General features: G+C 68.3%; 20 protein-coding genes. 7 read left to right on the top strand and 13 right to left on the bottom strand.

The window, feature by feature from the left end:
* Positions 1-9: 9 nt before the first annotated feature.
* The 3 genes from argS to AC5P7A_RS10475 all read right to left on the bottom strand — a co-directional run bounded on the left by argS (position 10) and on the right by AC5P7A_RS10475 (position 3212).
* Positions 10-1698, bottom strand: coding sequence for an arginine--tRNA ligase (gene argS, locus AC5P7A_RS10485; protein WP_032961431.1), 1689 nt, complete (start codon positions 1696-1698; stop codon positions 10-12).
* 112 nt (positions 1699-1810) lie between these two features.
* Positions 1811-2515 (bottom strand): RadC family protein, encoded by a 705-nt coding sequence (gene radC, locus AC5P7A_RS10480; RefSeq protein WP_014035697.1) that lies wholly within the window; start codon positions 2513-2515, stop codon positions 1811-1813.
* Between the two features lie 70 nt (positions 2516-2585).
* Positions 2586-3212: a response regulator gene (locus AC5P7A_RS10475; protein WP_049408686.1), complete on the bottom strand. Its 627-nt coding sequence runs from the start codon at positions 3210-3212 to the stop codon at positions 2586-2588.
* 226 nt (positions 3213-3438) lie between these two features.
* On the opposite strand from AC5P7A_RS10475, the gene coaBC reads away from it, so the two are divergent.
* The 3 genes from coaBC to AC5P7A_RS10460 are packed head-to-tail and all read left to right on the top strand — an operon-like array spanning position 3439 to position 7532.
* Complete coding sequence (gene coaBC / locus AC5P7A_RS10470; protein ID WP_495220119.1) at positions 3439-4701, top strand: bifunctional phosphopantothenoylcysteine decarboxylase/phosphopantothenate--cysteine ligase CoaBC; 1263 nt, start codon at positions 3439-3441, stop codon at positions 4699-4701.
* Positions 4698-5171 (top strand): dUTP diphosphatase, encoded by a 474-nt coding sequence (gene dut, locus AC5P7A_RS10465; protein ID WP_014035700.1) that lies wholly within the window; start codon positions 4698-4700, stop codon positions 5169-5171. Before coaBC ends, dut begins: the two co-directional genes overlap by 4 nt.
* A 12-nt stretch (positions 5172-5183) precedes the next feature.
* The gene (locus AC5P7A_RS10460) at positions 5184-7532 is read left to right on the top strand and encodes a phosphomannomutase/phosphoglucomutase (RefSeq protein WP_075076361.1); all 2349 of its coding nucleotides are present in this window, start codon (positions 5184-5186) and stop codon (positions 7530-7532) included.
* A 395-nt stretch (positions 7533-7927) separates the two neighbouring features.
* Here the strand turns inward: AC5P7A_RS10460 and AC5P7A_RS10455 are convergent, their stop codons facing one another.
* The 8 genes from AC5P7A_RS10455 to pyrE all read right to left on the bottom strand — a co-directional run bounded on the left by AC5P7A_RS10455 (position 7928) and on the right by pyrE (position 17424).
* Positions 7928-8641 (bottom strand): response regulator transcription factor, encoded by a 714-nt coding sequence (locus AC5P7A_RS10455; RefSeq protein WP_032961423.1) that lies wholly within the window; start codon positions 8639-8641, stop codon positions 7928-7930.
* Positions 8622-11282 carry an ATP-binding protein gene (locus AC5P7A_RS10450; RefSeq protein WP_495220118.1) on the bottom strand — a complete coding sequence of 887 codons (2661 nt, stop codon included), beginning with the start codon at positions 11280-11282 and terminating at the stop codon, positions 8622-8624. Before AC5P7A_RS10450 ends, AC5P7A_RS10455 begins: the two co-directional genes overlap by 20 nt.
* Before the next feature lie 51 nt (positions 11283-11333).
* The gene (gene kdpC, locus AC5P7A_RS10445) at positions 11334-11984 is read right to left on the bottom strand and encodes a potassium-transporting ATPase subunit KdpC (protein WP_053495930.1); all 651 of its coding nucleotides are present in this window, start codon (positions 11982-11984) and stop codon (positions 11334-11336) included.
* Positions 11981-14038: a potassium-transporting ATPase subunit KdpB gene (kdpB, locus tag AC5P7A_RS10440; RefSeq protein ID WP_049441858.1), complete on the bottom strand. Its 2058-nt coding sequence runs from the start codon at positions 14036-14038 to the stop codon at positions 11981-11983. Before kdpB ends, kdpC begins: the two co-directional genes overlap by 4 nt.
* 10 nt (positions 14039-14048) lie before the next feature.
* A complete protein-coding gene (gene kdpA, locus AC5P7A_RS10435) occupies positions 14049-15758 on the bottom strand; it encodes a potassium-transporting ATPase subunit KdpA (protein WP_495220117.1) in 1710 nt (569 codons plus the stop codon).
* Positions 15759-15769: 11 nt separating this feature from the next.
* Positions 15770-15862 (bottom strand): potassium-transporting ATPase subunit F, encoded by a 93-nt coding sequence (locus AC5P7A_RS10430; RefSeq protein ID WP_005407770.1) that lies wholly within the window; start codon positions 15860-15862, stop codon positions 15770-15772.
* A 221-nt stretch (positions 15863-16083) separates the two neighbouring features.
* Entirely contained in the window at positions 16084-16746 is a 663-nt protein-coding gene (locus AC5P7A_RS10425; protein WP_014645674.1) for a hypothetical protein, read from the bottom strand.
* 18 nt (positions 16747-16764) lie between these two features.
* A complete protein-coding gene (gene pyrE, locus AC5P7A_RS10420) occupies positions 16765-17424 on the bottom strand; it encodes an orotate phosphoribosyltransferase (protein ID WP_032961411.1) in 660 nt (219 codons plus the stop codon).
* Between the two features lie 162 nt (positions 17425-17586).
* Between pyrE and AC5P7A_RS10415 the strand changes: the two genes are divergently transcribed.
* The 3 genes from AC5P7A_RS10415 (at position 17587) to AC5P7A_RS10405 (ending at position 19997) form a co-directional block, all read left to right on the top strand.
* Positions 17587-18387, top strand: a complete 801-nt coding sequence (locus tag AC5P7A_RS10415; RefSeq protein ID WP_495220116.1) for an exodeoxyribonuclease III — start codon at positions 17587-17589, stop codon at positions 18385-18387.
* The gene (locus tag AC5P7A_RS10410) at positions 18384-19688 is read left to right on the top strand and encodes an AmpG family muropeptide MFS transporter (RefSeq protein ID WP_014645677.1); all 1305 of its coding nucleotides are present in this window, start codon (positions 18384-18386) and stop codon (positions 19686-19688) included. The genes AC5P7A_RS10415 and AC5P7A_RS10410 overlap by 4 nt, the downstream gene beginning before the upstream one ends.
* 78 nt (positions 19689-19766) lie before the next feature.
* Entirely contained in the window at positions 19767-19997 is a 231-nt protein-coding gene (locus AC5P7A_RS10405) for a hypothetical protein (protein ID WP_014645678.1), read from the top strand.
* A 106-nt stretch (positions 19998-20103) separates the two neighbouring features.
* Here the strand turns inward: AC5P7A_RS10405 and AC5P7A_RS10400 are convergent, their stop codons facing one another.
* Both AC5P7A_RS10400 and AC5P7A_RS10395 read right to left on the bottom strand, forming a co-directional pair.
* Complete coding sequence (locus AC5P7A_RS10400) at positions 20104-21231, bottom strand: anhydro-N-acetylmuramic acid kinase (RefSeq protein WP_080281908.1); 1128 nt, start codon at positions 21229-21231, stop codon at positions 20104-20106.
* Positions 21232-21297: 66 nt separating this feature from the next.
* Positions 21298-22770, bottom strand: a complete 1473-nt coding sequence (locus AC5P7A_RS10395; RefSeq protein ID WP_032961400.1) for a M23 family metallopeptidase — start codon at positions 22768-22770, stop codon at positions 21298-21300.
* A 167-nt stretch (positions 22771-22937) separates the two neighbouring features.
* On the opposite strand from AC5P7A_RS10395, the gene tyrS reads away from it, so the two are divergent.
* Positions 22938-24149: a tyrosine--tRNA ligase gene (gene tyrS / locus AC5P7A_RS10390; protein ID WP_049441862.1), complete on the top strand. Its 1212-nt coding sequence runs from the start codon at positions 22938-22940 to the stop codon at positions 24147-24149.
* Positions 24150-24614: the final 465 nt, after the last annotated feature.

Genomic DNA, 24614 nt, shown 5'->3' with positions numbered 1-24614 from the left:
TCCTGATGCTTACATTTTTTCCGGGGCGCTCACGCCCAGGAGTTCAAGGCCGTTGGCCAGCACCTGGCGCGCCGCGCAGGCCAGGGTCAGCTTGGCGTTGCGATCGGCGGCGTCTTCCACCAGCACCGGCGTCCCGTGATACCACGTGTGGAAGGCATGCGCCAATTCACGCAGGTACTGCGCCACCAGGTGCGGCTCCAGCGCCACGCCGGCCGCTTCCACCACTTCCGGATAGCGCGAGATCTCGTTCATCAACAGCAGCGAGGCATCGTCGGCCAGGTGGCCAAGGTTGGCCAGGCCATTGCCCTGCTCGTACACCAGGCCCTTTTCCTGCGCCTGGCGCAGCAGGCTGCAGACACGGGCGTGCGCGTACTGCACGTAGAACACCGGATTGTCGTTGCTCTGCTGGCGCGCCAGGTCGATGTCGAAGGTCAGCTGCGAATCGGGCTTGCGCGCGATCAGGAACCAGCGGGTCGCATCGCGGCCGGCTTCTTCGATCAGGTCGCGCAGGGTGAAGTAGCTGCCGGCACGCTTGGACAGCTTCACTTCCTCGCCGCCGCGCATGACCGTGACCATCTGGTGCAGCACGTATTCCGGCCAGCCCTGCGGGATGCCCACTTCCATCGCCTGCAGGCCGGCGCGCACGCGCGCCAGCGAGCCGTGATGGTCGGCGCCCAGTTCGGTGATCGCGCGCTCGTAGCCGCGCTGCCACTTGGACAGGTGGTAGGCCACGTCCGGCACGAAGTAGGTGAAGGTGCCGTCGGACTTGCGCATCACGCGGTCCTTGTCGTCACCGAAGTCGGTGCTGCGCAGCCACAGCGCGCCGCCTTCCTCATAGGTGTGGCCGGACGCCTGCAGCTTGGCCACCGCTTCGGCAACCTTGCCGTCGGCGTACAGCGAGCTTTCCAGGAAGTAGATGTCGAAGTCGACACCGAACGCGGCCAGGTCCAGGTTCTGCTCGTTGCGCAGGTAGGCCACGGCGAAGCGGCGGATTGCCTGCATGTCGTCCGGGTCCTTGGCGCCGACCACGGTGCTGCCTTCCAGGTCGACGCTGGCACCGGCCATGTAGGCGCGGGCGACATCGGCGATGTACTCACCGCGGTAGCCGCCTTCCGGCCAGCCGTCCTGATCGGGTGCGATGCCCTTGATCCGCGCCTGGGTGGACAGCGCCAGGTTCTCGATCTGCACGCCAGCGTCGTTGTAGTAGAACTCGCGCTTGGCGTTCCAGCCGTTGGCATCGAGCACGCGGGCCACGCAGTCGCCGATCGCCGCTGCGCGGCCATGGCCGACATGCAGCGGGCCGGTCGGGTTGGCCGACACATACTCCACGCCCACCGTGCGGCCATTGCCGGACAGGTTGCGGCCGTAGTCGTGGGCTTCCTTGATGACCGAGGCGGTTTCGCGCTGGTACGCGGCCGGGGCCAGATGGAAGTTGATGAAGCCGGGGCCGGCGATCTCGACCTTGCTGACGTCCTCGCTGCGCGGCAGCGCCTCGACCAGCGCCTGTGCCAGTGCGCGCGGATTGCTGCGCGCGGCCTTGGCCAGCAGCATCGCGGCGTTGGTGGCGAAGTCGCCGTGGTCACGGGTCTTCGGGCGCTCGACCACGAAGTCCGGCGGCAGGGAGTCGGCGGGCAGGGTGCCATTGGCGCGCAAGGCTTCGATGCCTTGGCTGATCAGGGCGCGGAGGAGATTTTTCACGAGGCCTGCTGTGAGAATGAGCGGCGGAATCGCCCATTTTAGCGCAGATGCCCGCGCCCACGCTGACCAGGACATGCCTGCGGGGCGCCCGCCCGGCCCTGACCAGGGCCGTTCAGCCGAACAGGCGCGGCTGGGGCGGGGACAGCAGGCCCCGTTCAGCAAATGAAACGGGGCGGCCCTCGCCGACGACGAAGTGGTCGAGCAGGCGCACGTCCACCAGTGCCAGCGCCTGCTGCAGTTCATCGGTGATGCGGGTGTCGGCGCCGGAGGGCTCGGGGTCGCCGGAAGGATGATTGTGGCTGAGGATCACCGCTGCCGCATTGTGCAGCAGGGCTCGACGCACCACCTCGCGGGGATAGACCGGGGCGGCATTGATGGTGCCCTGGAACAGTTCTTCGCAGGCGATCAGGCGGTGGCGGTTGTCCAGGAACAGCGCCATGAAGATCTCGCGGGCCTGGCCGCGCAGGCGGTGCTGCAGATAGCGGCCGACCGCAGCCGGGTTGTTGCCGACGGCCTCGCCCTGCTGAAGTTCGGCCGCCAGATAGCGGTGGGCCAGTTCCAGCCCGGCGGCCAGTGCACAGCTTCGAGCAGGGCCCAGCCCCGGCAACCGGGCCAGCTCGCGGGCCGGGCGGTCCAGCAGCACACGCAGGGGACCGTGCGCCTGCAGCAGGTCGCGCGCGGTCTGCACCGCATCGCGTCCACCGAAGCCGGAGCCGAGGAACAGTGCCAGCAGTTCTGCGTCGGACAGCGTGGCGGGGCCGCGTGCGATCAGCTTCTCGCGGGGACGTTCCTGTTCGGGCCAGTCGTGGATGGGCATGCCTGCATCATCGCCAGTGGGGGCGATGCGGCCCATCAGGGCAGGACGCATGCCCGGGTCGGCCGTTGCCTCAGTCGCGTCGCGACTGCAGGTAGGCGAACAGCTCCTGGTTGTTCTGCAGCCCCAGCTTGCGCTTGGCCTCGGCCTTCTGCCGGCTGATCGTCTTGGGGCTGCGGCCGCAGTGGACGGCGATGGCGTTCACTTTCAGCCCGGCGGCCAACAGGTCCAGCACTTCCTGTTCGCGGGCGGACAGCGCCGCCGGTTCGCGCGCGAACATCAGGTCGCGCGCCTGCAGGTGGTGGCGCAGCTGCTGCGAGACGAACACCTGCCCTGCCATGGCCGCGTTCAAGGCCTGCGGCAACTCGCCGAAATCGGCGCACTTGTCGACCAAGCCGCTGACACCCTCACGCAGCAGGCCATCGAGCAGGCCGGGGTGGCGGGCGCCGGTAAGCACCACCACGGGCATGTGCGGGTGGCGTGCGCGCAGTTCAGCGATCAGTTCCGGGCCATCCGGGCCGGTGCCCGGCATGGAGAGGTCGGTCAGCACCGCGTCGCAGCCGTGGTGCTCGACCAGCTGCAGCAGCTCGGCGCCGTCACGCGCGCTGCCGACGACCTCCATCAGGTGGGTCTGCAGCACGATGCGGATGCCGTGCAGGACGACGGGATGGTCGTCGGCGATGATGATGCGCGGGTGCACGCGGAATCCTCGAAAAGCGAAGCGGCACACCTGCGGCGGCCACTGACGATTCTGCAAACGTGGCCGGCCTACAGGTATAGGAAAGTTCCGAATCGCAGTGTCTTGAACCCCGGAAGCGCTGTGGTGCAAGTCCCATCTGCTGATAGCTGCCCGCTATGTGCGCTGTGCACCGGGACATTACCGACCATCGGGTAAGCTAATACCCTCGTTTGCACAGGAATTCCAGGTGGCTGACTCCCCCAACGCTTCCCCCGCGCCCGGCCGCGCGCTGGAAGGCCAGAAACTGCTGTTGTGCGTCGGAGGCGGGATCGCGGCCTACAAGGCCCTGGAACTGGTGCGACGCCTGCGTGATGCGGGCGCCCAGGTGCAGGTGGCGATGACCGCCGGCGCCCAGCAGTTCGTCACCCCCCTCAGTTTCCAGGCCCTGTCCGGGCAGCCGACCCGCACCACGCTGTGGGACAGCGCCGCCGAACAGGCCATGGGCCACATCGAGCTGGCCCGCTGGGCGGACCGCATCGTGGTCGCGCCGGGAACCGCCGATCTGCTGGCCCGGCTGGCCCAGGGCCATGCCGATGACCTGGTCAGCACCCTGTGCCTGGCCAGCACCGCACCGCTGACGATCTGCCCGGCGATGAACCATCGCATGTGGCTGCATCCGGCCACCCAAGCCAACATCGCCCTGCTGCGCCAGCGTGGTGCGCAGGTGATCGGCCCGGTCGATGGCCCGCTGGCCGAAGGTGAATCCGGTCCCGGCCGGCTGGCCGAACCCGGCGACATCGTGGCCGCGCTGGCCGCCAATGGCGGCGCCGCTGCGACGGTTGCCGCGCCGGAAACCCGTGCCCTGCAGGGGCTGCGCCTGCTGATCAGTGCCGGCCCGACCTACGAAGACATCGATCCGGTGCGTTACGTCGGCAACCGCAGCAGCGGCAAGATGGGCTTTGCCCTGGCCGCCGCTGGTGCCGCGCTGGGCGCGCAGGTGGTGCTGGTCAGCGGTCCGGTACAGCTGCCGACGCCGCCGGGCGTGCAGCGCATCGACGTGCGCTCGGCCGCGCAGATGCGCGATGCCGTACTGAAGTCGCTGCCCGCCGACATCTATATCGGTGCCGCCGCGGTGTCCGACTACACGCCGCGGCAGGTCGCCGCGCAGAAGCTGAAGAAGACCGCCGACAGCCAGTCGCTGGTGATCGAACTGGTGCGCACGCCGGACATCCTCGCCGAAGTCGCTGCACAGACGCAGTCGCTGAAGCTGGTGGTCGGCTTCGCCGCCGAGACCCACGACGTGGAGAAATACGCGCGCGGCAAACTGGTCGACAAGCGCCTGGACCTGGTGATCGCCAACCAGGTCGGCATCAGTGGCGGCGGTTTCGAGAGCGACAACAATGCCGCCACGGCCTTCTGGCAGGACGGCGAACAGGTATTCCCGGCCACTTCCAAGCGCGAGCTGGCCGAACAACTGCTGGCGCTGATCGCGCGGAGACTCCAGGCATGACCCAGGCATCCACTTCCCACCCGCTGCAGGTCAAGCTGCTCGATCCGCGCTTCGGCGACAGCTGGCCGCTGCCGGCCTATGCCACCGAGGCCAGTGCCGGCATGGACCTGCGCGCGGCGCTGGATACCGCGCTGACCCTGCAGCCGGGCGACACCGCGCTGGTGCCCAGCGGCCTGGCCATCCATATTGCCGACCCGAACCTGTGCGCGGTGATCCTGCCGCGTTCCGGGCTGGGCCATCGGCATGGCATCGTGCTGGGCAACGGCACCGGCCTGATCGATGCCGACTACCAGGGGCCGCTGCTGATCAGCGTCTGGAACCGTGGCCGCGAGGCCTTCACCATCGAGCCGGGCGATCGCATCGCGCAGCTGGTGGTGGTTCCGATCGCCCGCGTCAGCCTGCAGGTAGTGGATACTTTCACCGACAGCGTGCGGGGCGCGGGTGGATTCGGCCATACCGGGGTGCGTTGACAGGGGACATCGATGAGCGGCATCGGGGAAGGACAGCGGGGACGGTCGTTGGGTCGCAGTGCACCTCTACTGGGGGTGCTGTTGATCCTGTTGGCCGGCTGGTTCGGATGGAGCGCGGTGCAGCAATGGCGGCAGGAGGCCAACGGGCAGGCGCTGGAAGAGGCGCGTGACCAGGCCGTGCAGGGCCTGCAGCAGGCTGCTGCGGGCCAGTTGCAGCAGCTGCAGCAGCAGTTGAAGAACGATCGCGTGCAGCAGGCGCTGCAGGCCGGCGACGCCGCTGCGGCGGCGCTGGCCGTTCGCGAGAGCTGGACCGGAGTCGAGCAGGTCGAGGTGCTGGCGGCCGATCTGGCCAACGCCTATGCCGATCCGGCCACCTTCGGGTATTCCCGCCTGGCGCTGCTGGAAGCGGCGCTGGCCGAGGCCAGGCCAAGCCTGCGCGTGGTCCGCGACGGCGGCGGCAACCGCCTGGGCCTGGCCGCGCCGGTGCAGCTGGGCAGCCTGGGGCCGGCCGTCATCTATGTCCGCCAACCGCTGCTGCGGCTGACGTCGCCGCTCGACCAGGTCAGCGCGCCGTCCGCCGGCTTCCTCGGCCTGCGCCAGGGAGCATTCGATCTGGTCACCCAGGGCGACCCGAGCCTGGCCGAAAGTGCGGAAGCGCTGGCGCGCCCGGTTGCAGGCACGCCGTTGCGGCTGGTCGCGTCGGTGCCGAATGTCGAGGCCGGTCCGCTCGGCCTGGGCGCGCTGGCCAGCGCCATTGTGGCGTTGCTGCTGGCGTTCATTGCCGTGTTGCTGGTGGTGGGGCGCGACCGGCTGCCGAAGTCGCTGCCGTTGCCGCGCCGCGCCGCCGCGTCCGAGGCCGACCATGGCCCGACCCTGAGCGAGAGCCTGCAGCAGGCGCCGCCACCGGTGGCCGCCGTGACCGGCAGTGGCGATGCCACGCCACCGCCGCCACCGCCGGTGCCTGCCGAAGAGCTGGCCGCCGGCATCTTCCGCGCCTATGACATCCGCGGCATGGTGGGCAGCGAACTGACACCGAAGACCGCGGCGCTGATCGGCCAGGCCATCGGCACCGTGGCACTGGAGCAGGGCCTGCGCGAGGTGGTGATCGGGCGCGATGGCCGCCTGTCCGGACCCGAGCTGACGGCCGGGCTGGCCGAGGGCCTGCGCCGTGCCGGCTGCGCGGTGATCGACATCGGCCTGGCGCCGACCCCGCTCGTGTACTACGCCGCCTTCCATCTGCGTACCGGCACCTGCGTGGCGGTCACCGGCAGCCACAACCCGCCCGAGTACAACGGCTTCAAGGTGGTGATCGGCGGCGAGACGCTGTCCGGCGATGCGATCACCGACCTCTACCAGCGCATCGTCGAGGGCCGCCTGGTGCAGTCCGCCGAGCCGGGTGACTACCAGCAGCGCGATGTCAGTGCCGACTACATCCAGCGCATCGCCGATGACGTGCAGCTGGACCGTCCGCTGAAGGTCGTGGCCGATGCCGGCAATGGCGTGGCCGGCGCACTGGCTCCGCAGCTGCTGGAAGCAATCGGCGCCGACGTCATTCCGCTGTACTGCGATGTCGATGGCACCTTCCCCAACCATCATCCCGACCCGAGCGAGCCGGCCAACCTGGAAGACCTGGTGCAGACGGTCAAGCGCTTCGGCGCCGACCTCGGCGTAGCCTTCGATGGCGACGGCGACCGGTTGGGCGTGGTCACCGGCGAAGGCAGGATCATCTATGCCGACCGCCTGCTGATGCTGTTCGCTGCCGACGTGCTGATGCGCAATCCGGGCGCGATGGTGATCTACGACGTCAAGTGCACCGGCAAGCTGTCCGACCATGTGCTGCGCAACGGTGGCAGCCCGCTGATGTGGAAGACCGGGCATTCGCTGATGAAGGCGAAGATGCGCGAGACCGATGCCGAGCTGGCCGGTGAGATGAGCGGCCACTTCTTCTTCAAGGAACGCTGGTTCGGTTTCGACGACGGCCTGTACGCCGCTGCGCGCCTGCTGGAGATCCTGGCCCAGCGCGAGGAGACCCCGGACGAAGTGCTGGGCGAACTGCCGGAAATGGTCGCCACGCCGGAGCTGAAGGTAGCGGTGGCCGACGGGACGCCGCATGCGCTGGTGGCGATGCTGGTGGCGGCGGCGCAGTCGCCGGACAACCCGTATGTGGGGGGCCGCCTGTCGACCATCGATGGCCTGCGCGTGGACTTCGCCGATGGCTGGGGCCTGGTGCGCGCCTCCAACACCACGCCGGTGCTGGTGCTGCGCTTCGAAGGCAACGACGATGCCGCACTGGAGCGCATCAAGGCCTTGTTCCGCAGCCAGCTGCAGCCGGTGCTGGGCGACACGCCGCTGGGGTTCTGAGGTGGGGCCGGGCGGCGCCCGGCACCCGCCGAATCAACGTCAACGTCAAAGGCCGGCTATCCGTGGGATGCGGGGTGGGTCCGGTTACGGGGGACGCTGCAAGTCCCCCTCCGGGGCCCGGCCCAGCCGCTGGCGGCTGGGCGTTCGGGCGCTTGCGAAGCAGTGCTTCGCAAGCAAAGCGCCCTCACCCATGTAAGCTCGGTCGCCGCATCCATGCGGCTCACGCCCCCGCAACCGGACCCACCCCGCCTTCGACAGATTTCCGCGATCTGTCCGAACCGCATGAACTGCTCCTGGTAGGTGTCGACCTTGGTCGACACAGCAGAGATCCACGCCATGCGTGGATGCTCTTCCGAATTTGCTTTGGTGGGTGCCGACCGTTGTTCGGCACACCCTCACCCCTTGAATCGCAAGCCCACGCCCGGTTCGGTGAACAGGTAGCGTGAATCCAGCGCCGAATCGCCCAGCTTGTGCCGCAGCTTGCCGACCAGGATGCGCAGGTAATGGGTATCGTGCTGGTGGGTCGGCCCCCAGATCTCCTGCAGGATCTGCGGCTGTGTCACCACCCGCCCGGCATTGCGCAGCAGCAGCGACAGCAACGCGTACTCCTTGCGGGTCAACGCCACCGGTTCACCCTGCAGGGCGACTTCGCGGCGCACCAGGTCCACGCGCAGGTGGCCGTCGTCGAACACCGGTGGCGTGCCATCACTGGGTACGCTGCGCGTGCGCAGCAGCGCCCGCACCCGTGCCATCAGTTCCTGCGTGCCGAACGGCTTGGTCACGTAGTCGTTGGCGCCGGTATCCAGTGCGCGCACCTTCTCGGCTTCGCCGGCGCGCACGGTCAGCATGATCACCGGCACCTGGCTCCACTGCCGCAGCTGTTCAAGTACCTCGTGGCCTTCCATGTCCGGCAGGCCGATATCCAGGATCACCAGGTCCATGTCCTCGCTGGCCGCCAGCTGCAGGCCTTCCTGGCCGGTGGCGGCCTGCCGCACCTGGTAGCCCTGCGCGCGCAGGCTGATGTCCAGGAACCGGCGGATCTGGGTTTCATCATCGATCACCAGCACGCGCGCGGCCGGCACGCTGGCATCAATCGGGGTCGGGCTCATCGTGGGAGGCTGGCTTGAGCAGGGGCAGGGTGATGCGGATCAGGGTACCGCGACCGTCGCGTCCGGGCAGCGCCTGCACGCTGCCGCCATGTGCGCCGATCATGCCCTGGCAGATGGTCAGGCCCAGGCCGGTGCCGTGGCGGCCGCGGTCGCCGCGCTCGACGCTGTAGAACATGTCGAAGATGCGCGCGCGCTCGTCGTCGGGAATGCCGGGGCCGGCATCGATCACGTCGATGCGCAGCTGGCCGTCCAGTTCGCGCGCCTGCACCTGCACGGCGGCGTCGGGCGGCGAGAACTTGGCCGCGTTCTCCATCACGTTGAACACGGCCTGTTCGACCAGCGCCGGGTGTACCCAGATCGGCGCCAGCGTGGACGGAATGTCCAGCTCCAGCCGCACCTTGGGCTGGTAGCGCTGCAGGCGCCGTGCGGCCGAGCCGATCAGTTCGTCCATGCCGATCCAGTCACGGTTGATCTTCAGACCTTCGTGGCCAAGGCGGGTCATGTCCAGCAGGTTCTGGATGTAGCGGTCCAGCCGCTCGCCTTCGACCAGGATGGTGTCCAGCAGGGCACGGCGATCGGCCGTGTCCATCGCCGCGCCGTAACTGGCCAGGCTGTCGGCCGAACCGATCATCGCCGCCAGTGGAGAGCGCAGGTCGTGCGACACCGAAGAGAGCAGGGCCGAGCGCAACCGCTCGGTCTCGTTGCTGACATGCGCCTGTTCCAGTTCGGCCACCAGCCGGGTACGCAGTGCGGCCTGCGCGATGTCATCGACCATCGCTTCGGCAAGCTGCCGCTGTTCGGGCAGCAGGCGTGCCTGTGCGCCGGGCAGGTACAGGCCGGCCACGCCGATCGCGCGATCTTCGCCATCCAGCAATGGCAGGAACCACCACTGCGCACCGGCCAGGGTGTCGGTGAAGCGGCCGCTGGGCTGGCCGTGGCGCAGCGCCCAGTCGGCGGCAGCCAGGTCGGTATCGCCGGGTTGGCTGCGGCCACCGGCGGCAGTGTCCGCGCCGATCCGCAGCCACGCCGGCACATCCATCGCCTGCTCCAAGGCATGCCGACCTGCCTGTGCCACCTCGCCGTTGCCGGCGGCGCTGGCCAGCTGACGGCCCAGCTGCTGGCGTGCACGTGCATGGCGGTTGGCCGCACGCAGCGCAATGACCTGCATGCGCAGGCGCGAGGCCAGCCGTCCGGCCACCAAGGCGGCGGCCAGGAACAGGAACACGGTGATCACGCCCTGGCGCGCACCGATGGCGAAGGTGAAGCGGGGCGCGATGAACAGGAAGTTGTAGGCCAGGAAGCACAGGATCGCCGCCATCACCGCCACGCTGGCACGCGTGCGCGCCGCCACCAGCACCACTGCCACGATGAACACCATCGACAGGTCAGCCATGCCGACCCAGCGTTCGGCCAGCCAAGCCACCGCACAGGCCAGCGCGGTGGCGATCAGTGCCTGTACCGGCTCGTAGCTGATGCCGCGCATCGGTGGCAGCAGACCCTCGCGGCGCGAGCGCGCCCGGGCCTGCGGCGTGCTGATGATGGTGATCTCGTAGTGCGCCCCGCGCTGGATCAGCTGCTGGGTCAGGGTTCGGTTGAACATCCGCGCCAGCGGGCGCTCACGGGTCCGCCCCAGCACCAGGGTCGATACACCGTTGTGCGCTGCATGGTCCAGCAGGGCATCGGCGATGCTCGATCCGTGCAGCAGTTCGGCGTCGCCACCCAGGCGCCGTGCCAGGGCGAAGGCCGCATCGATCTCGCGCCGCGTGGCCTCGTCCTGGCGCCGGCCCTGCACGGTCACCACCGTCCACGGTGCGTCGCGGCGCTCGGCGATGCGGCGCGCCACCCGCACCAGGTACTCGCTCTGGCCGCCGCCATCGATGGCCACCAGCACGCCGCGCCGCAGCGGCAGGTTGCCTTCGCCCCGTGCGGCGCGGGTTTCACGCAGGCTGCTGTCGACGCGGTCGGCGGCTTCCTGCATCGCCAGCTCACGCAGGGCGGTCAGGTTGGCCGGCGAGAAGAACGCCTGCAGCGCCTGCGCGGCCTGTTCGGGCACATAGACCTTGCCCTGCTGCAGGCGCGCGATCAGTTCGCGCGGCGGCAGATCGACCAGCACGATGTCGTGCAGGCGATCGAGCACGCCATCGGGCACGGTCTCGCTGACCCGCACGCCGGTGATGCGCATCACCACGTCGTTGAGGCTTTCCAGATGCTGGATGTTGACCGTGGTCCAGACGTCGATGCCGGCGTCGAGCAGCTCCATCACATCCTGCCAGCGCCGCTCATGGCGGCTGCCGGGCGCATTGCGATGGGCCAGTTCGTCTACCAGCACCAGCGCTGGATGCCGTGCCAGCACGGCATCCAGGTCCATCTCCTGCAGGGCGTGGCCGTGATAGGCCACGTCCTTCAACGGCAGCTGCGGCAGGCCTTCCAGCAGGGCCTGGGTTTCGGCGCGGCCATGGGTTTCCACCAGCCCGACCACCAGGTCCACGCCGCGGCGCAGCTGCTCTTGGGCACGGGTCAGCATGGTGTATGTCTTGCCCACACCCGGCGCAGCGCCGAGGAACACGGTCAGCTTGCCACCGGCTTCGCGTTGCAGGCCTTCGACCAGGGCGTCGGCCTGGCGGGTTCGTGCATCAGTCATGGGGGCCGCTGTCATGGCCGCCATTGTGCGCGCAGCCGATGCAGGCCGGCATCACGGCGCCTTGGCCGCATGGTCCAGCGCGAAGTTCAGCGTCACCACGTTCACCCGCGGCTGGCCGAACACGCCCCACTGGCGCCCTTCAGTATGTGCCTGCACCAAGGCCTGCACGCGCTCCACCGGCAGGCCGCGGGCACGTGCCACGCGTGCCACCTGCAGCTGCGCCGCCGCCGGCGACAGCTGCGGATCCAGCCCGCCGCCGGACTGGGTGACCAGGTCGGCCGGCACCTGCGCCGGGGCGACACCTTCGCGCGCGGCCACCGCCGCCGTGCTGGCGGCAACACGCTCGGCCAGCGCCGGGTTGCTGCGCGCCAGGTTGGAACCGGCCGCGGCCATCGGGTCGTAGTTGGCCGCCGACGGCCGTGCCTGGAAGTAGCCATCACCGGTGAACGGCTGCGACAGCCAGGCCGAGCCGCGCACCTGGCCGCTGCCATCGCGCAGCAGGCTGCCCTCGGCCTGGGTGGGGTAGGCCAGGCCGGCGAAACCGGTGGCGATGCCGGCGTAGACCGCGCCGGCCAGCAGCAGGGTGGCCAGGCCCAGGCCGATCGCCGGGCGCCAGCCGGCGCCGTCCTGCAGGCTGGCCACGCGGGCTTCGGCCTTCGGTTCGCGGGGAAGGGTGGTGGAGGTGGAAGCAGAACGGTTCATGCGCCGAATACCAGGACAAGGAAGAGGTCGATCAGCTTGATCGCCGCGAACGGCAACAGCACGCCGCCGAGGCCGTACACCAGCATGTTCCGCCGCAGCAGCGCGGTGGCCGTGGCCGGGCGGAAGCGCACGCCACGCAGGGCGAGCGGGATCAGCGCGGGAATCACCAGCGCGTTGAAGATCAGCGCCGCCAGCACCGCGTTGCGTGGGCTCGACAGCTGCATCACGTTCAGTGCGGCCATGGCCGGAACCGCAGCGGCAAACAGCGCCGGCAGGATCGCGAAGTACTTGGACACGTCGTTGGCCAGCGAGAAGGTGGTCAGCGCACCGCGGGTGATCAGCTGCTGCTTGCCCACTTCCACGACCGCCAGCAGCTTGGCCGGGTCTGAATCGAGGTCGACCATGTTGCCGGCCTCCTTCGCCGCCTGCGTGCCGGAGTTCATCGCCAGGCCGATGTCGGCCTGGGCCAGCGCGGGAGCATCGTTGGTGCCATCGCCCACCATCGCCACCAGGCGGCCACCGGCCTGTTCCTGGCGGATGCGTGCCAGCTTGTCTTCCGGACGGGCCTCGGCGATGTAGTCATCGACACCGGCTTCGGCGGCGATGGCGGCAGCGGTCAGCGGGTTGTCGCCGGTGATCATCACCGTGCGGATGCCCATCGCCCGCAGCTGTGCGAACTTCTCGCGCATGCCGTGCTTGACCACGTCCGACAGCTCGATCACGCCCAGCACGTGGCGGCCCTCGGCCACCACCAGCGGGGTGGCGCCATTGCGCGCGACCTGCTCGACGCGGCCGGCCAGTTCAGCCGGCACGTTGCCGCCCAGCGCCTGCACGTGGGCGCGGATCGCATCGGCAGCGCCCTTGCGGATCTGCCGCCCGTGTTCCAGATCGACGCCGGACATCCGGGTCTGGGCACTGAACGCCAGGTAGTCGGCACGGTCCGGCTCGGCGGTGGCGCAGCCCTGTTCGCGCGCCAGGCGCACGATCGACTTGCCTTCCGGGGTCGGGTCGGCCAGCGAGGACAGCAGTGCGGCCTCGCGCAGCTGGCTGGCGTCGATGCCGGCCAGCGGATGGAAGTGGCTGGCCTGGCGGTCGCCGTAGGTGATGGTGCCGGTCTTGTCCAGCAGCAGCACGTCGACGTCGCCGGCCACTTCCACCGCCTTGCCCGACTTGGCCAGCACGTTGGCAGCCAGCGCACGGTTCATGCCGGCGATGCCGATGGCCGGCAGCAGGCCGCCGATGGTGGTCGGGATCAGGCACACCAGCAGTGCGATCAGCAGCAGTGGATCGACCTGCACGCCCACGGCCGCGCCGATCGCCGGCAACGTGGCCACCACCACCAGGAAGGTCAGCGTCATCGCCGCCAGCAACAGGGTCAGCGCGATCTCGTTGGGGGTCTTCTGGCGATTGGCACCTTCCACCAGCGCGATCATGCGGTCCAGGAAGCTGTGGCCCGGCTCGGCGGTCACCCGCACGATGATCTGGTCGGACAGCACCTTGGTGCCACCGATCACACCGGAACGGTCGGTACCGGCCTCGCGCAGCACCGGTGCCGATTCGCCGGTCACTGCCGCTTCGTTGATGGTGGCCAGGCCCTGCACGATCTCGCCATCGGCCGGCACCAGCTCACCGGCACTGACGATCACATGGTCGCCCGGGCGCAGCTCGGCGGCAGGCACCTGGGCTTCGGCTGCGCCCGGCTGCGGCGCCGCCAGCCGGCGCGCCACCAGGTCCTGGCGGGCACGGCGCAGCGAGGCGGCCTGGCCACGGCCACGCGCTTCGGCCACTGCCTCGGCGAAATTGCCGAACAGCACGGTCACCAGCAGGATGGCGGTCACTGCCAGGCCGAAGCCCAGCGGTGCATTGCCGGTCAGGGTGACGATCGCGGCGACGATCGTGCCGGCCATCACCACCGCCATCACCGGGCTGCGCACCAGATGCATCGGCGCCAGTTTGCGCACCGCTTCGACCAGCGCACGGCGCAGGCCAGCGCCATCAAGCAGGGCAGGGCGCGGTGCATGGGTACTACGGGTTGAACTTGCTTGGGTACTCATCAGGGTGTCCTCAGCGCAGCCCCAGGCTCAGGTGATCGGCGATCGGGCCGAGTACCAGCGCCGGCATGAACTGCAGCACGGTCAGGATGACGATCACCGAGACCAGGGTCAGGGCGAAGGTCGGGGTTTCGATCTGCAGGCTGCCGGCAGACTCCGGCGCCTGGCGCTTGGCGGCCAGCTGTGCGGCCACCACCAGCGGAATGATCAGCAGCGGGAAGCGGCCCAGCACCAGTACCAGCGAGCAGCTCAGGTTCCACCACAGCGTGGCGTCACCCAGTCCTTCGAAGCCCGAACCGTTGTTGGCGTAGGCCGAGACATACTCGTAGAACACCTGGCTGATGCCATGGAAGCCGGGGTTGGAGGTGCCGGCCAGGCCGGGCACGGCCAGGGTGATCGCAGTGAACACCAGCAGGGTGATCGGCTGCAGCAGCACCAGCAGGGCCAGCAGGCGCACCTGGGGCGTCTCCAGCTTGCGGCCGAACAGTTCCGGCGTGCGCCCGGTCATCAACCCGGCCAGGAATACACCCAGCAACATATAGACGATGAACTGCTGCAGGCCACAGCCGATGCCGCCCCAGATCGCGCTGACCAGCATGTTGACCATCGCGATGCCACCGCTCAGCGGCGCCAGCGAATCGTGCATGCCGTTCACCGAGCCATTGGAGACCTGGGTAGTCACCGCCGCCCACAGCGCCGTGCCGTCGGCGCCGAAGCGCACCTCCTTGCCTTCCATCAGCAGCGGGGTGGCGGCGCTGGCGCTATGCCCTTCGCTCCACATCATCGCGCCGGTGGAAAGCAGCGACATGCCCAGCATGCAGCTGAACACCAGGGCGCCGAAGCGACGCCGGCCGGTGAACGCGCCGATCATGAAGATCACCGCCATCGGCACCAGCAGGATGCCGACGATTTCCAGCGCGTTCGACAGCGGGGTCGGGTTCTCCAGCGGGAAGCTGCTGTTCGGGCCGTACCAGCCGCCACCGTTGGCGCCAAGCTGCTTGGCCGCGACCATCGCCGCCACCGGGCCCAGCGGCAGCTTCTGTCCGGTCATGCCGGCGCTGGCATCGATCGGCGTGGCCTGCGGGCCACCGGCCATCGTCGACGGCACACCCTGGCTGGTCAGCAGCAGGGTCCACACCAGGCACAGCGGCAACAGGAAACGCACGCACAGGCGCACCACGTCCACGTAGTAGTTGCCTACCGCCACCTGGCGGTCATCGCCGGCACCGGTGGCCGCCGCAGCCTGCGGCGCACGCGAGAACAATGCGCGCAGCGTCGCCACCGCCAGCGCCAGGCCCATCATCGGCGTCACCACCTGCAGGCCGGTGATGCCGGTCATCTGCGAGAGGTAGGACAGCTGCGCCTGGCCCGAATAGTGCTGCTGGTTGGTGTTGGTCAGGAACGAGATCATCGTGTGCAGCGCGGTGTCCCAGCGCATGTTCGGGATCTGGTCCGGGTTCAGTGGCAACCCGGCCTGGGTCATGAACACCGCCTGGGTCAACACAGCGACCACCACGTTGCTCAGCACGAAGGCCAGCACGTAGCCGCGCCAGGACATCGCGCGCGAGGGATCGACGCCGAACACCTTGTACAACGGCTTTTCGATCCAGTTGAACAGCACGTCGACCTTCATCGGCGTGCCGCGCATCACGCGGGCCAGGTACAGGCCCAGCGGCCACGCCAGCAGCAGGCTGGCGGCAAGAATGACAAGCATCTCAGTCATGGCCGGCTCCGTTAGAACGATTCGGGCCGCAGCACGACATAGAGAAGATAGGCGGCGGCGACCAGCACCAGCACGCCACACAACAAAGACAGCCAGGGGGACATTTCAATAGCGACCTGGTGGAACCCCTCCACCTCAGGCCGTCATCGTCGTCCTGCCGCCCATAAACGCACTACGCGCCGGACCGGGCCGACGCGTAAAGAGTGCATAAATTCCGTGGGCCAACCCGTAACCAGGCGCCGCCTGCTGTAGAGCCGAGCCCATGCTCGGCTGCCCTTTCCCAAGGTCACGCGGCGCCGAGCGTGGGCCCGGCGCTACAGGCGAATCACGGCGCCTGGCTCGCCTGCGCCACGCCCTTCAGCTCGCGATAGCGCTGCAGCGTGCTGTCGATCTCGGCCTTCAGCGCCTGCTGCTGCTGCAGGAACCCGGCCTGCAGGCGTTGCTGCGACTGCAGTTGTATATGCCGCTGGCGGATCGCCTCGGCCTGCTTGTCGGCCACCTTGCCACCGGCCAGTTCGCGGTCACCGGCGGCCGACAGCAGCGCCACCAGCGATTCGCGCAGGCTGGTGACGTTGTACTCGGCGGTCTTCAGGTTGTTGTCCAGCACTTCCTGGCGTTCGGCGAACACCCGGCGCAGGTCGTCCTCGCTGCCATAGGTGGACAGCATCGCCTGCTCGGTGCGCTGGCGGGTCTGCTCGGCCATCAGGTCCAGCTGCTGCTGCTGTGCCACGGTGCTGGCTGCGGCGCGCTCCTCGTCGGTCAACGCGCGCTGGACCTGCGCATTGCGCAGGCCGCTCTTCGCGTTGAACTCCTCGCGGGCGTGATTGACCGCATCGGCCGGCAGCGAATCACTGCAGATCCGCTCCTTGCCCTCGTTCCAGCAGTACAGCTTCTTTTCCACCTTGCCGCCGTCGCGCGACTGCGCCGGCACGGTGAACGGCACGGCCAGCAGCAGGCCGGCAAAGAGAACAGCAGGAACTCGGGACATGACCTTTCCCCTGGTCGGTCAGCGGATCGAACGGACGCCGTACTGGGCCCGGTAGGCTTCCAGCGGCTGCCGGTAACCGACAAGTTCCGGGTTGCCGGAGGCGAAATCAAGCAGATCGGCCAGCGATGCCACGGCGATCACCGGAATGCCGGCTTCTTCGGCCACCGACTGTGCCGCCGAGCGACGGTCGGCTTCCGAGGCGATCTCCTGGCGGTCCAGCGCCACCACGATGCCGGCCGGGGTGCCGCCGGCAGCGCGGATGATGCCTAGCGCTTCGCGGATCGCGGTACCGGCGGTGATCACGTCATCGACGATCAGCACGCGCTTGCCATTCAGGTCGGCGCCGATCAGCTGGCCGCCTTCACCATGGTCCTTGGCTTCCTTGCGGTTGAACGACAGCGGCAGGTCGCGGCCACGCTGAGCCAGCTCGCAGGCCATCGCGGTGGCCAGCGGAATGCCCTTGTAGGCCGGGCCGAACACCACGTCGTACTTGATCCCGGTGGCATCGATGGCATCGGCGTAGCAGGCGCCGAGCTGCGACAGCAGCGAACCGGAGTCGAAACGACCGGCGTTGAAGAAATAGGGGCTCAGCCGGCCGGACTTGAGGGTGAACTGGCCGAAGCGCAAGGCGTCGGCAGTCAGGGCCAGCTGCAGGAAACGGTGGCGGTGGTCGCTCATCAAAACTCGATTCATCTTCATTTGGAGCACAAATCCTAATCCAGCTGGGCGTTTTGCGCTCGTCCAGCGCCATGTGAAAGCCGTCCAGGCCCGGCCTGGCGGACTGCGCAGCCCTGCAGGCAACCGGTATGCTTGCCCGGTTTCCCGCCGCAGGTCCCCCGCATGCGCATCATCAGTTTCAACGCCAATGGCATCCGTTCCGCCGCGACCAAGGGCTTCCTCGACTGGTTCCGTGCCCAGGACGCCGACGTCCTGTGCATCCAGGAAACCAAGGCCCAGGAAGACCAGCTGACCGACCCGATGTTCCGTCCGGACGGCCACCACTGCTTCTATCGCGATGCCATCACCAAGAAGGGCTACAGCGGCGTGGCGATCTACAGCAAGCGCGAACCGGACCAGGTCATCACCTCGCTGGGCTGGGCGCCGTTCGACGACGAAGGCCGCTACATCGAGGCGCGCTACGGCAATCTCAGCGTGGTTTCCTTCTATATCCCATCGGGCAGCTCGGGCGACCTGCGCCAGGGCTTCAAGTTCGAAGTGATGGAATGGCTGCGGCCGATCCTCGAAGCGTGGGCGCGCAGCGGCCGCGACTACGTGCTGTGCGGTGACTGGAACATCGTGCGTTCGGCGCTGGACATCAAGAACTGGAAGTCCAACCAGAAGAACTCCGGCTGCCTGCCGAAGGAGCGCGACTGGCTCAACGCGCTGTGCGCCGACCACGGCCAGGCCACCGATGTCGCCGGCGGCCGTGGGTGGGCCGATGCCTACCGCCTGCTCAACCCCACCGGCGAGGACTACACCTGGTGGAGCAACCGCGGCGCCGCCCGTGCCAACAATGTCGGTTGGCGCATCGACTACCAGTTCATCACCCCGGGCCTGCGTGACCGACTGCGCAGCTGCTCGATCTACCGCGACGAGCGCTTCTCCGACCACGCCCCGTTCACCGTGGACTACGACCTGTGACCGAGGCCGCCACGCCGGTCAGCTACAAGGGCTGGGCCGGCATCAAGCGCGCCTTCGGTACCCCGTCGGCGCTGACCATGGCCATGCTCGGCTTCGGCAGTGGCCTGCCGTTCCTGCTGATCGCCTCGCAGACCCTGTCCACGCGCCTGCGCGACGTCGGGCTGGACCTGGGCAGCATCGGCCTGATCAGCCTGGCCAGCTTCTTCTACCTGCTCAAGTTCCTGTGGGCACCGCTGCTGGACCGCTACGCCTTCCCGCTGCTGGGGCGGCTCGGCCGCCGCCGCTCCTGGCTGCTGGTGTCGCAGGTGCTGGTGCTGGTCGGGCTGGTCGCGCTGGCCTTCGTGCGGCCCGAACAGGGCGTGTGGCCGTTGGTGATGTGGGTGCTGGTGGCGTCGTTCGCCGGCGCCACCCAGGATTCGGCCGTCGATGCCTACCGCATCGAGATCGCGCCGCAGACCGCCCAGGCGGCGCTGGCCGCCACCTATACGCTGGGCTACCGGATCGGCCTGATCCTGGCCGGTGCCGGCGCGCTGTACCTGGCCCAGTTCGAAGGCTGGATCGTCGCCTACCTGGCGATGGCCGCGCTGATGCTGCTGCCGATCGTCACCACCCTGCTGTGCGCCGAACCGCAGCGCCCGGCCACCGCCGTGCAGCGCCGCATCGATATTGCCGAAGCGTTCGTCCAGCCCATCTCCAGCTTCTTCAGCCGCAATGGCGTGGCACTGGCGCTGGTGCTGCTGGCCTTCGTCGGCCTGTTCAAGTTCCCCGACCAGGTGATCGGAGTGATGGCCGGGCCGTTCTATCTCGACTCGGGGTTCGACAAGGCTGACATCGCCACCGTCTCCAAGCTGTTCGGTGTGTGGATGGGCATCGGCGGCGCGTTCCTTGGCGGCATCGCGGTGGCTGCGTTCGGCTTCCGCCGCATGCTGCTGGTGGCCGCGCTGGGCGTGGCGCTGTCCAACCTGGCCTTCCTGCTGATGGCGCACAATCCGGGCAAGCTGTGGGCGTTCTACGCCGCGCTCAGTGCCGACAACCTGTTCCAGGGCTTTGCCGGCACCGTGCTGGTGGCCTTCATGTCGTCGCTGACCGACCGCAACTTCACCGCCACCCAGTACGCATTGCTGGTCTCGCTGGCCAACCTGCCGGGCAAGTTCGTCGGTGGCGTCTCCGGCTACATCGTCGAAGCCACGTCCTACAGCACGTTCTTCATCCTCAGCTCGATCACCGTGGTGCCAACCCTGCTGCTGCTGGCGTGGCTGTGGCCGCGGATCGCCGATCGCGGGCCGCCGCCGGTCGCCTGATTGCCTGCCCGCCCGGACTGCGGGATCATCGCCCCCGACGCGCCGAGGGGGCGGTGCCTTGCGAACGGGGAAGTGAGCATGGCCGACGTTGTGCTGCGGGACCTGGACCCGCTGCTGCTGGAACGCATCCGACGGGTCGCGGTCGCCCGCGGCTGGACCCACGAACAGACCTGCGCCGCCTTGCTGGAGCAGGGGCTGTTCAGCAGTGAACTGGAGGTCCGCTCCGGCTTCGGCGATCCCGAAGTGGACGCCCTCTCCGCCGCGATTGCCGCCCTGCAGGCCCTGCCGGCAGGGCAGGGCTTCGATTAGCGCCTTTGTAGAGCCGAGCCATGCTCGGCTGCTCTTGGCCCGGCCCGCGCTAAGCCGAGCAGGGCTCGGCTCTACAACGGCGCCTCACCTGCGCGGACGGCCCACCTCACGCCAGGTGGATCGCCCCCAGGATCCGCGGGCCCGTTGCCCCCGTCACGCTCGGCAGGTTGCCCGCCAGCCCGTCCATCGTCCGCTGCGCCAGCCAGGCGAAACCCATCGCCTCCACGTACTCCGGGTCCAGCCCATGCACCGCGCTGGACTCAACCTGCACCTCCGGCAGCCGCGCCGCCAGCCGCTTCATCAGCTGCCGGTTGCGCACACCGCCGCCACAGACCAGCAGGCGCCGGGTCTGCGGCTGCTGCGCCAGCAACGCATCGGCCACGGTCGCCACGGTCAGCTCCAGCAGGGTGGCCTGCACATCGGCAGCGGCGTACTCGCCTTCCCCCATGTGGGCTTCGGCCCAGGACAGGTGAAACTGTTCGCGCCCGGTGCTCTTCGGCGGCGGCAGCGCGAACCACGGGTCCGAGCGCCAGCCGGCCAGCAGGCCCTCGTCCAACGTGCCACTGGCAGCGTAAGCGCCATCGGCATCGAAGGTGCGGCCGGTATGGCGCTGGCACCAGGCGTCCATCAGCGCATTGGCCGGGCCGGTATCGAAGCCACGCACCGCGCCTTCGCGCGGGATCAGGGTCAGGTTGGCGATGCCGCCCAGGTTGAGCACCGCGCGGTCTTCGTCGGCGGTGCCCAGCATGCCCAGGTGGAAGGCCGGCATCAGCGGCGCACCGTGGCCCCCGGCCGCCACGTCGCGGCGGCGGAAGTCGGATACCGTCGTGATCCCGGTCAGTTCGGCAATGCGGTTGCCGTCGCCCAGCTGCACGGTGAACGCCGGGTCGGCCAGCGGGCGGTGGCGCACGGTCTGGCCGTGCGAGCCGATCGCGCGCACCTGGCTGCGGTCCACGCCGGCCTCGGCCAGCAGTTGATTGGCGGCCCCGGCGAAGTTGATCGCGATCCGCGCGTCCAGTTCGCCCAGTTCCTCCAGCGACTCCAGCGGGCCACCTTCGCCCAGCGCCACCAGCCGCGCGCGCAGCACCGGCTCCCAGCGGGCGGTCAGGCCGTGCACGAAGCGGCAGCCACCGCCGGCGGGGAACTGCACCAGCGCGGCATCGATGCCATCGGCGCTGGTGCCCGACATCAGGCCAAGGTACAGGGGGGCGTCAGCGTCGGCAGTCGTGTTCATGGCAGGCATAAAAAAAGGACGCGGCAAGCTTGGGCTGCCGCGTCCTTCTTCGTCAACGCAAGACGCTCAGCCGCGCTTGCGGCCGGTCGCCTGCTTGTCCTTGGCGCTGGCCACCTCGGGCGCAGCCTCGTCGCGGCTGGTCGGTGCCGGGCTGGCGTCGGCGTAGATCAGCTTCTCCATGCCCTGGATGCGCGCCATCGCCGGCGCGGTCTGCGCGCGGAAGGCGACCAGCTCGGCGCCCTTCAGCGGTTCCGGCGGCGGCATGGTCACGGTCAGCGGGTTGCGGTGCTCGCCATTGACGCGGAATTCGTAGTGCAGGTGCGGGCCGGTCGCCAGGCCGGTCGAGCCGACATAGCCGATCACCGTGCCCTGGGCCACGCGCTGGCCGGTCCTGATGTTCGCAAAGCGCGACATGTGGCCGTACAGGGTGGTGTGGCCGCGGCCATGGTCGAGGATCACCACGTTGCCGTAGCCGCGCTGCACGCCGGCGAACTGCACGCGGGCATCGCCCGCGGCCATGATCGGAGTGCCGGTGCGCGCGGCGTAGTCCACGCCCTTGTGCATGCGCATCTTGCCCAGCACCGGGTGCTTGCGTGCGCCGAAGGTCGAACTCAGCCGCGCGAACGGGATCGGCATGCGGATGAAGCTCTTCTTCAGCGAACGGCCGTTGATGTCGTAGTACTCGGACTTGCCGTTGCGGTCGAAGCGGAAGCCGGAATAGGTCTTGCCACCGGTGGTGAAGGTCGCCGCCAGGATCTTGCTGGTGTCCACCTTCTCGCCTTCGCGCCAGGTTTCATCCATCACCACGCTGAAGCGGTCGCCCGGCTGCAGGTCCTTGGAGAAGTCGATGTCGTACTTGAAGATGTCGTCGGTCATCGTCGCGATCGCCGACGGCGACAGCCCGGCCCGTCGGGCCGCGGCATACAGCGAACTGGTGATCTCGCCGCTGGTGACCACGGTGCGCGTGGAGGACTCGCGCTTGGTCACTTTCTCCTTGATGTCATCGCCGGCCAGGCTCAGTTCCACGCGGTTGTCGGCATCGCGGTCGAAACGGATGCTGCGCAGGTCGCCGGACAGCGGCATGTCGAAGGCGATCTCGGCACCCGGGCGCAGCTTGGTCAACGCCTCACGCGCGCCGGGGTGGTCCAGCACCCGGTGCAGGGTGGTGGCCGGAATGCCAGCCTTGTCGAACAGGTCGCTCAGGGTCTGGCCACGCTGCACGCGCAGCACCTGCCAGCTGTCACCCGGCACCTGCTGCTGGCGGGCCATGGTCAGCGGCGGCAACGGCAGCGCCAGGCTGGTGTGGCTGTCGGCGTAAGGCGCATCGATGGTGTGCGAGAAACCGGGGACGATCGTCGCCACCAGGGCGCCGATGGTCGCAAACAGGCTGGCATGCATCCAATGGCGGCGGGTCCAGCGCTCATTGAAGGCGGCGGGAAGATGTTGCCTGAGCTTCCGATGCAGGGTGTTGTCGTGCAGGACGTGGAGGCGTTCCTGGAAGCGCTGCTTGCGTGCGCGCCCTTGTTCGGAATTGTGCATCGGCAGTTTTTTCCTGGCGGCCTGGGAGTGCGGGCCTGATCGCCGGTTACCATAGACACCTCAGAAAACCGCGTCAAACCCTTGTGCCCATTGGCTTTTGTGAAGCCAATCGGGTTAACTTCGCTTTAACACCCCACACAAGAATCGGCGTTGCCGGGAGTAGTCACGTGTCCTCGATTGAAGAAGCCCTTGCCCTGATCGGCCGTGGTGCCGACGAGATCCTCAAGCTCGAGGATCTGCGTGCGCGCCTGCAGGAAGGCCGTCCGCTGCGGATCAAGGCCGGCTTCGACCCCACCGCGCCCGACCTGCACCTGGGCCATACGGTGCTGCTGAACAAGATGCGCCAGTTCCAGGACCTCGGCCACCAGGTCATTTTCCTGATCGGCGACTTCACCGGCATGATCGGCGACCCGTCCGGCAAGAGCCTGACCCGCAAGCCGCTCAGCCGCGATGACGTGCTGGCCAACGCCCGTACCTACGAGGAACAGGTGTTCAAGGTGCTCGACCGCAGCCGTACCGAAGTCCGCTTCAACTCGGAGTGGTTCGGCAAGATGGGCGCGGCCGACATGATCCGCCTGGCCGGCCAGCACACCGTGGCGCGCATGCTCGAGCGCGACGACTTCGCCAAGCGCTATGCCGCCCAGCAGTCCATCGCCATCCACGAATTCCTGTACCCGCTGGTGCAGGGCTACGATTCGGTGGCCCTGGAGGCCGACGTCGAACTGGGCGGTACCGACCAGAAGTTCAACCTGCTGATGGGCCGTGGCCTGCAGGAACACCACGGCCAGAAGCCGCAGGTGGTGCTGACCATGCCGCTGCTGGAAGGCCTGGACGGCGTCAACAAGATGTCCAAGTCGCTGGGCAACTACATTGGCATCAGCGAGCCGGCCATCGACATCGTCACCAAGACCATGAAGGTGGACGACACCCTGATGTGGCGCTGGATCGAACTGCTGTCCTTCGACATCAGCCAGGCCGAAGCCGTGCAGCTGCGCGAGCAGGTGGCCAAAGGCGGCTTGAACCCGCGTGTGGTCAAGCTGCGCCTGGCGCGTGAACTGGCGACCCGTTTCCACGACGCCGCGGCGGCCGAGCAGGCCATTGCAGGCTGGGAAGCAGCGGTGACCGGGCAGGGTGACATTACCCAGCTGCCGCTGCAGGACGTGGCGATTCCGGCCGAAGGACTGCGTATCGCTGCGCTGCTGACGGCGGCCGGCCTGACCCCGAGCAACTCTGAAGCCAATCGCAAGCTCAAGGAGCGCGCGGTCAAGGTCGACGGTGAAGTGGTCGAAGATGGCCAGCAGGTGCTGCAGCCGGGCTTCGAAGGCCTGCTGCAGGTCGGCAAGCGTACTTTCGCCCGCGTGCGCCTGGTCACTGCCTGACAGCAGGGAAGGGCCGGCGCCAGCCGGCCCTTCCTTATGCTCTTGTAGAGCCTAGCCTACGCTTGGCTGCGCTTCGCGGGTTCCTACCGCAGCGCGACGGATGAACAGATGCAACATCCGGTGAAAAAAATCGCCACACCCCCTTCACAAATGATGTGGATGGGGCCATACTTCTCCTCCCCCGTCGCAGGGGTCGCCACCAAGGGGCTTCAGCGACATCAGGGTGCCCACCACCGCCGAACGAGATGATCGAACGAAGGTGTTGACGGACTGAAAAAGTCTGGCATAATGGGCGGCTCGTTACGAAGGAAACTTCGCAGCACGCGGGAACGGCGCTGAGGCCACTTCCCCGGATCTTTGAAAGTATGCGCAGGTATCTTGTGAAGGCGCCTGCAGGAAGGATGATTGTCCATCTTGCAGACGTTTGATCAAGCAACTATTAATTGTTTTAAAGCAAGCGATACG

The organism is Stenotrophomonas sp. YJH_SMC_65, from assembly GCF_059369475.1.
The sequence above is the reverse complement of the archived record's forward strand: the minus strand, read 5'-3'. Positions and strand labels throughout refer to the sequence as shown.